Origin of the sequence: Ferrovibrio sp. (assembly GCF_046297595.1) — a bacterium.
Lineage (GTDB): Bacteria > Pseudomonadota > Alphaproteobacteria > Ferrovibrionales > Ferrovibrionaceae > Ferrovibrio.
This window is the reverse complement of the sequence record NZ_JBKBHT010000002.1, coordinates 617,735-624,887: the sequence shown is the minus strand read 5'-3', so window position 1 is coordinate 624,887 and position 7,153 is coordinate 617,735. Positions and strand designations below refer to the sequence as shown.

The 7,153-nt window shown below is 63.4% G+C and carries 9 protein-coding genes; 3 read left to right on the top strand and 6 right to left on the bottom strand.

The genetic code is table 11. The annotated features are described in order from the left end of the window. Positions 1 to 710: 710 nt before the first annotated feature. Both ACK4FJ_RS08885 and ACK4FJ_RS08880 read left to right on the top strand, forming a co-directional pair. Positions 711 to 1,463, top strand: coding sequence for a DEAD/DEAH box helicase (locus tag ACK4FJ_RS08885; RefSeq protein ID WP_374302551.1), 753 nt, complete (start codon positions 711 to 713; stop codon positions 1,461 to 1,463). A gap of 194 nt (positions 1,464 to 1,657) precedes the next feature. After that, entirely contained in the window at positions 1,658 to 2,605 is a 948-nt protein-coding gene (locus tag ACK4FJ_RS08880) for a class I SAM-dependent methyltransferase (RefSeq protein ID WP_409765510.1), read from the top strand. Here ACK4FJ_RS08880 and ACK4FJ_RS08875 read toward each other — a convergent pair. Further along, on the bottom strand, positions 2,584 to 3,471 hold the full coding sequence (locus ACK4FJ_RS08875) for a RimK family alpha-L-glutamate ligase (protein WP_409765508.1): 888 nt from the start codon (positions 3,469 to 3,471) through the stop codon (positions 2,584 to 2,586). The two genes, ACK4FJ_RS08880 and ACK4FJ_RS08875, sit on opposite strands and share 22 nt — an antisense overlap. 212 nt (positions 3,472 to 3,683) lie before the next feature. Between ACK4FJ_RS08875 and ACK4FJ_RS08870 the strand changes: the two genes are divergently transcribed. Beyond that, on the top strand, positions 3,684 to 4,394 hold the full coding sequence (locus tag ACK4FJ_RS08870) for a hypothetical protein (RefSeq protein WP_409765506.1): 711 nt from the start codon (positions 3,684 to 3,686) through the stop codon (positions 4,392 to 4,394). Between the two features lie 118 nt (positions 4,395 to 4,512). On the opposite strand, the gene ACK4FJ_RS08865 is transcribed toward ACK4FJ_RS08870, so the two are convergent. From ACK4FJ_RS08865 to ACK4FJ_RS08845, 5 genes are read right to left on the bottom strand one after another with little or no spacing between them, the layout of a single operon-like run. Continuing rightward, on the bottom strand, positions 4,513 to 4,998 hold the full coding sequence (locus ACK4FJ_RS08865) for a F0F1 ATP synthase subunit B (protein ID WP_409765504.1): 486 nt from the start codon (positions 4,996 to 4,998) through the stop codon (positions 4,513 to 4,515). 16 nt (positions 4,999 to 5,014) lie between these two features. Continuing rightward, positions 5,015 to 5,506, bottom strand: coding sequence for a F0F1 ATP synthase subunit B' (locus ACK4FJ_RS08860; protein ID WP_409765502.1), 492 nt, complete (start codon positions 5,504 to 5,506; stop codon positions 5,015 to 5,017). Between the two features lie 5 nt (positions 5,507 to 5,511). After that, positions 5,512 to 5,736 (bottom strand): F0F1 ATP synthase subunit C, encoded by a 225-nt coding sequence (locus tag ACK4FJ_RS08855; RefSeq protein ID WP_144068315.1) that lies wholly within the window; start codon positions 5,734 to 5,736, stop codon positions 5,512 to 5,514. A 56-nt stretch (positions 5,737 to 5,792) separates the two neighbouring features. Next, complete coding sequence (locus ACK4FJ_RS08850; protein WP_409765500.1) at positions 5,793 to 6,557, bottom strand: F0F1 ATP synthase subunit A; 765 nt, start codon at positions 6,555 to 6,557, stop codon at positions 5,793 to 5,795. Continuing rightward, positions 6,554 to 6,955: an AtpZ/AtpI family protein gene (locus ACK4FJ_RS08845; RefSeq protein ID WP_409765498.1), complete on the bottom strand. Its 402-nt coding sequence runs from the start codon at positions 6,953 to 6,955 to the stop codon at positions 6,554 to 6,556. Before ACK4FJ_RS08845 ends, ACK4FJ_RS08850 begins: the two co-directional genes overlap by 4 nt. Between the last annotated feature and the right edge of the window lie 198 nt (positions 6,956 to 7,153).

Below are 7,153 nucleotides of genomic sequence, written 5' to 3'. Positions count from 1 at the left end.
TTGGGCATTTCATAACCTCCGACGGTATGGAGTGATCTTCTGGGTGGACACGGCAGCCCTTTTGAGCCGGAACACCCGATACGAGGGCGGGGTTGTAGCGGCCGGGCCGGCACTTGGCAAGGCACTTGGGCAAGCGGCTTCCCCAGACGCCATGGGGGGGTTTCCGGCGCCGGAGCGGGCCGGAAAGGCCGTATCCGGCCGACCGGGCGGCCAATCAGGCGGCCGATCAAGCGAAAGGGGGCCTTATTGGCCCTCCGGACACGGTCATAATGGTTAACAAGCACGCCGAGTCGACCCCGTTTTGATCTCTTTGCCACCCGGTCTGCGCGCTGGGCGAGCAGGCGCCACCCGCCTCTGGCGAACCGCCGGACCGGCATCTTAAATTTAATTCATCCTCTTGAAAAACTTTGTAGTTTCCCCCATCTGCCATACTGAAGTCAGGCTTGAAAAAGCGGCAGGGTCCACACGTCAAACGTGATTGTCGCAGGATGAGGTTTCGCGCTTGCAAAACGAGGAACGGCCGCTAGTATCACGCGGGTTCGCGGTACCCCGCAGGACGCCGCTGTACCCAATGTTCCTGGCTTCCGTGACAAGCCTTCCCGTTCGCCGCCGCGCCGATGGCGCTGCCGGACAGGGCGGGGTTGTCGCCCGTTGTAGCCCCCGGTGCCCCGCCCCCCGCGGACCTGCCGTGTGATATAGATTGCAGACCGATGTTGAACGCCAACCAATTCTCGCAGCTCGACCTCGTAGAACCCATTCAGCGGGCTCTGACCGCTGAAAAACATGTGGCGCCCACGCCGATCCAGGCCAAAGCCATCCCGCATCTTCTGCAGGGCCGCGACCTGCTGGGCCAGGCGGAAGCCGGCGCCGGCAAGACCGTCGCCTTCACCCTGCCGATCCTGCAGCACCTTTCCATCGACCGGCATCCGGCCGGCGCCCGCAAGGCCCGCGCGCTGATCCTGACCACGTCGCGTGAGCGCGTGCAGCATATCCAGGAAAGCTTCCGCGCTTATGGCCGCTTCGTGCGCCTGAGCCAGGCGACCGTGTATGAAGGCCCCGGCAAGGCCGCGCAGGCCCAGGCCCTGTCGCGCGGGATCGACATCCTGATCGGCACCCCGGGCCGCGTGGTGGAACTGATCAATGCCGGCCAGCTGGAGCTGAACAAGCTCGAGATCATGGTGCTGGACGAGACCGACCGCATGCTGGAACTGGGCGTGACCAACGAGCTGCGCGCCATCTTCGAGGCCGCGCCGACCGAGCGCCAGACCATCGTGTTCGCCACCACGCTGCCGGCCGAGATCAAGCAGCTGGCCGATAACCTGCTGACCGATCCGGTCACCGTGCTGGCCAATCCGCCGGCGCCGCGTCTGATCACCACCGCCCAGTCGGCCCGCATCCGCGACACGGAAGCCCGCCGCCGGGTGCGCGATCTGCTGCCCGAGCGTATCGGCGGCCGGCGCTAACCACCTAAGGTTATCAAATCTCTACGCTTTCCAGGCGCCCGCGATTTCGCGGGCGCTTGTTTATGGGGCCGGGCTGCGCCAGATTTATACTTAGTTTGCAACTGGCCCGCTTGCCGGGACCGGCGTGGCCGATGCCAGAAACGGAAAATCAACCACGCCGCTGATACAGATGCCTGAATCGGCTGAATGCGGATATGGCTGTGGTGGCGAAGGAGAATACCGAGCAGTCCTCTGACCTGAGCTGGCGCGACAAGCTGCGCGCCTGGTGGCATGGCGACGACTATGTCATCCAGCACGAGGGAGAGGACCATGCCCTGCCCGCGCTTCCTGAGCCGGAGCCGGAACCCGAACTGCCGCGCGAAGTGCCCACGGTGGAAAGCTGGACGCCGCGCCGGCGCCAGATCGTACAGAAGCTGTTCGGCGAGGGCTTCAACCAGCCCGGCGGCGAGGAGCTGATGAAGCCGCTGATCTCGCCGCTCGGCCTCAATCCCAATCTGTCGATCACCGAACTGGGCTGCGGCATGGGTGGCATGAGCCGCATGATGGCGCGCGAGAATCTGTGGATCGATGCCTACGAACCCGATCCCGACCTGGCCAATGCCGCCATCGACATGGCCAAGCACCAGGGCGTGAAGCAGCGCATCAACATCAAGACCACGCCGCTGGACGAAATCCAGCTCAAGCGCAAGAGCGTGGATGTGGTGCTGTCGAAGGACGGCCTGATGCCGGTGCAGGACAAGCGCCTGCTGCTGGCCAAGATCCGCGCCGCCATGAAACCCGGCGGCCAGCTGATGTTCACCGATTTCCTGCTGACCGGATCGACCGAAAGCCGCGTCTACGAGGTGTGGTGGGATCGCGAGCCGGTGAAGCCGCATCTGCTGACGCCGGAAGGCCTGCAGGCCGAACTGGAAAGTCTGCGTTTCGTGATCTGCTACATCGAGGATGTCAGTCACGAGCTGAAAAACGCCGTGCTGGAAGCCTTCGGTAATTATGCCGAGGAAGTGAAGCTGAAGGGCAAGGCGGTGGACGAGAACGAACGCGAATGGGCGATTTCGGAAGGCGAACACTGGGCCATCCGCCTGAGCGCCATCGACGCCAACGTGATCCGGCTGTATCGCGTCTATTGCCGCGTGGTGGACTGAGACGCAAGCCGCGCCAGGCGCTGCAGCGTCTCGCGGGCAAAAAGCTCGGCCGTTTCCGGCACCACATCCATATACAGGGTCGGTTCGTTCACCTCGATCTCGGTGCAGATCAGGCCGCCATCGCGCACCACGCCGTCGATGCGGGCATAGAGCGGGTCGCCGCCGGCGGCCTGCAAGGCAACGCCGGCCTGCGCGATCAGATGCGACGATGCCATATGCGGTATGACCGGAAGCGGATTGTATCGCCCATTCACGCGGAATTCGTCGGGCGCGGGCCGCTTCAGCACTGTATGAGCGTGACGACCCGCAATGAAGATGAACGACAATTCGCCATTGGCAATCTCGGGCAGGAATTCCTGCAGCATATAATCCCGGCCGCCGGTGGAATCGTATAGCCGCTGCAGAGTCGATGCGGCATTGTCCCGCGTCACCAGTTCCACGCCGATCCCCCCGCCGCCCCAGCAGGGTTTCAGCACGCCGCGCCCGGCGCCGATGGCATCGAAGGCCGCCGGTAAAACGTCGATATGTGCCAGGGGCGCGGTGCGCGGTATCGCCACGTCTTTGGCAGCCAGATCGAGCAGGCAACGCTTGTCGTTGTTCCAGCGGATCAACTCCGGCGCGTTGAACACCGGAACTCCGAGCTGTTCGATCCCGGCGAGCCACCGGACGTAACCCGGCATGTCGTCCTGATAATCCCAGGTCGCGCGGATCACGATGGCATCATGGCCGGAAAAAGCACTCAACGGCACCGCATTCCAGGGCAGCACGATCACCTCGCAGCCAAGGCTTTGCAGCGCCCGGGCATAGAGCACATCGGATGACTGCAGATCGGGGTAAATACGGCAGGTGGCGAGGCAGATTCGCATGACTGTCTCTGTATAGGTGCAATGTCGTACCGGCTTTTCATGACAGTTACGCGTCATCATATCAATGTATGCAGCCTTTAGTTTTCATTGACCATTCTTTGCGATTGCGGCCCCGCTCAACTCTTCCTAACATTTACGCAAGCGGCGGCCATCGCGCAGAAGCGGATCGCTCACCGCATAGCATTCACGTCTTTTGAGAGGAGAAACCGCTCATGACGGCGATTGGCAATATCGCACAAGCTTCGCTTCATCTTGTCCGGCTTGACGGTGACTGGCAGACAGGCCGGACGATCCTGTCCGTGCCGGGCGCCCGCAAACTCAGCGAGGAGGAAGCCGCGCCGTTCCGCAAAAACTGGGAAGACCGTGTGCAACTCAGCGCACAGGCGCAGGCCGAACAGGCCGAGCGAATGAGGGCGTCGGAAGAGCGGCATCAGAAAAACACGCAGATCAAGCTGCTGATGGATCAGCTCCATCGCGAGGCCACCCGCATCGCCAAGAGCATGCCGGAAGACACGGTCTTCGCCAGCTTCACCGATGGTAAGGGCAAGGTGATCGGCAAGCTGTATCAGAGCGGCGCGGTCTGGTTTGACAGTAATGAGGCCGCGCGCGTCGGCGGCGCCGGCGCGATCCAGACGATCAGCGAACAGGCCTGGGCGCAGACCAAGGATGCCAGACAGGCTCGGCAGATCATGTTCGACCAATTCAGCATACTGCTGTCCGGCAGCGGCCAAACAAAACTGACACTGACCAACCTGCAGGAGAACCCGCAGCCGGCCTTCAAGGCCGATGCGCCGCTGCTGGCAATCATGGACAAGATATCGGCCATCGATCCGGAATTCGGCAGCCGTTTCGATGAGTGGAGACCCGACGGTGTCGGCGGCGCCCCTCCTTCTCAAAGTTACGCGACACGCTATATGCGATGACGAGAGAGCAGACCGCAGCCCAGCAAACGGCGACCTGGGCCTGATCCGGGATCAAATACCGCAACGAAAAAGGGCCGCATTTCTGCGGCCCTTTCGTATGCGATAGCTGAAAGAGCGATCAGTGCAGCTTGGCCTTGACCTCGCCGATGGCGCGGTCGATCTGGCTTGCCGCGGCAGCGCCCTGCAGCGACTGGCCGAGCACCTGGGCAGCGGCGGCGACAGCCACCTCGACCGCGGTGGCACGGACTTCCTGCAAGGCCTGCTTTTCAGCCTGGGCGATCTTGTCCTCGGCCTGCTTGCGGCGGCGTTCCAGGCTGGCCTTGAGATCGGCTTCGGCCTCGCGGACGAGCGCCTTCGCCTCGGCCTCGGCGGCCGCGACGATCTCTTCGGCTTCCTTGAGCGCGTTGCGCTGCTTGCGCTGATACTCGGCGAAGAGCTGCTGCGCCTCCTGGTGCAGCTTCTCGGCCTCTTCAAGATCATGCTTGATCTTGGCGGCGCGTTCGTCGAGCTGGGCCATCATCTTGCCCGGCACCTTCAGATAGAAGACGAGGGCAAAGAACAGGACGAAGGCGACCAGCACCCAGAATGTCGAATCCTGGAACATGTGGCTCTCCGATCCGTCAGTTCTGCTTGGCCAGGGCCTGGCCGACGGCGGCATTCACCGCATCGGCCGAGGGCGCCGTACCGCTGAGGCGGGCCACCACGTCGGAGGCGGCATCGGCGGCGACCGAGGTCAGCTGGCTGAGCGCCTGCTGCTTGGCCGCCTGGATGCGGGCTTCCGCCGTCCTGGTCTGCTCGGCGATCTCGGCATCGACCTTCGCACGCAGAGCGGCCGCATCGGCCGACATCTTGCTGCGGGTCTCGCCGGCAATGCCTTGAGCCTTGGCGCGAGCCGTGGCCAGGGCCTGTTCGTAGTCGGCGATGGCCTTCTCAGTCTCGCGCTTCAGCCGTGCCGCCTCTTCCAGGTCGTGTTCGAGACGCTTCTTGCGTCCATCCACGACCTCAGCCACGCGCGGCAGAGCCACCTTCGCCATCGACACGTAGAGGATGGCAAAGGTGATCAGCAGCCAGACGAGCTGCGGCAGGAAAGTGGCTGTATCGAGCTGAGGCATTTAGCTCAGACGAACAGGATCAGCAGCGCGATCAGCAGGGCGAAGATGCCGAGCGCTTCGGTCACCGCGAAGCCCAGCATCAGGTTGCCGAACAGCTTCGGGGCGGCGCCCGGGTTGCGCAGCGCGCCGTTGAGGAAGTTCGCGAAAATCAGGCCCACGCCGATCGCCGCGCCGCCCATGCCGATCGCCGCAATGCCGGCACCGATCATCTTGGCAGAAGCAAGATCCATGATACTCATCCTTTCTAGGTTTGAACTGGTCGTCCGGTTGAACTCAACAAAAACGTTTAGTGGTGTTCCATATTGACCGCCTCGGCCAGGTAGAGGCAGGTCAGGATGGCGAACACATAGGCCTGCAGGAAGGCGATCAGGAATTCCAGCGCGGTGAGCGCGGTGACCATGATCAGCGGCAGGATACCCGAAACCGACAGCGCGCCGCCCATGCCGACCATGGAGACGACGAAGCCGGCGAACACCTTCAGCGTGGTATGGCCCGCCAGCATGTTGGCGCATAGACGCAGGGACAGCGAGATCGGACGCGAGAGATAGGAGATGATCTCGATCGGCACGATCACCGGCGCCAGCCACATGGGCACGCCGGCCGGCATGAAATGGGTGAAGAAATGGATGCCGTTGCGGGCAATGGCGATCAGCGTCACGCCCAGGAACACCACGAGGGCCAGCGCGAAGGTGACGATGATGTGGCTGGTGACCGTGAAGCTGTAGGGGACCATGCCCAGCATGTTGCTGAACAGGATGAACATGAACAGCGAGAAGATGAACGGGAAATACTGGCGGCCGTTGGGGCCGACATTCTCGCGCACCATGCCGGCGACGAATTCGTAGGACAGTTCGGCCAGCGATTGCAGGCGGCCCGGCACCAGGCTGCGGCTGCGCATGCCGTAGACCATCAGCAACGTGGCGCCCACGGTGGCCAGCACCATGAACAGCGAGGCGTTGGTGAAGGAGAAGGCCTGCAGCTGGCCGCCCTCGCCGCAGAGCGCGAGGCACTTGACCTTGAATTGATCGAGCGGACTTGCAGCCACTGTCATTCCCCTTCCGTCTTCTTCGCGCCGCCCGGGCCGGCTTCGGCCTCCTGGCTGCGCTGCATCACCAGCGCCGTGCGGATCGCCGACCACAAGGCCGCGGCCACGCCCAGCAGAATAAATCCGAGCAGACCCCAGGGCGCCGTACCGAACCAGCGGTCAACCCACCAGCCGATGAAGAGGGACACGGCCACCGCGGCGACCATCTCGATCGCCAGCGACCAGGCCTTGCCGACCTGCTGCATCTGGCGGGGATCCGCCTCCGGCCGCTGGTCTGCCCCCCGGCGCCCCTGCACATCCGCCAGTTTGCGGTCCAGCCGCGCCAGATCGGCGTGGCTGTCGTCCACCGGCGGCCGCGAGGGGCCGCTGCTGTCCGGTCGGGGCGTTGGAGTGTCTTCAGCCATGCGCAACAAGCTCCGGCCCAAAGGGAATCCGCCACCCCCGGAAAGCGCCGGCACCATAGGAACCGGCATGCCCAGCGTCAAGCCGCCCAGAGCCCGCGGATAACTTGCGAATCGATTGCATCTGCCAAATCAACCCCTTTGCAAACAATGGTTTTCCATGGGCTATTCGGCGCAGTCGCGAATAAGGATTCACTACCC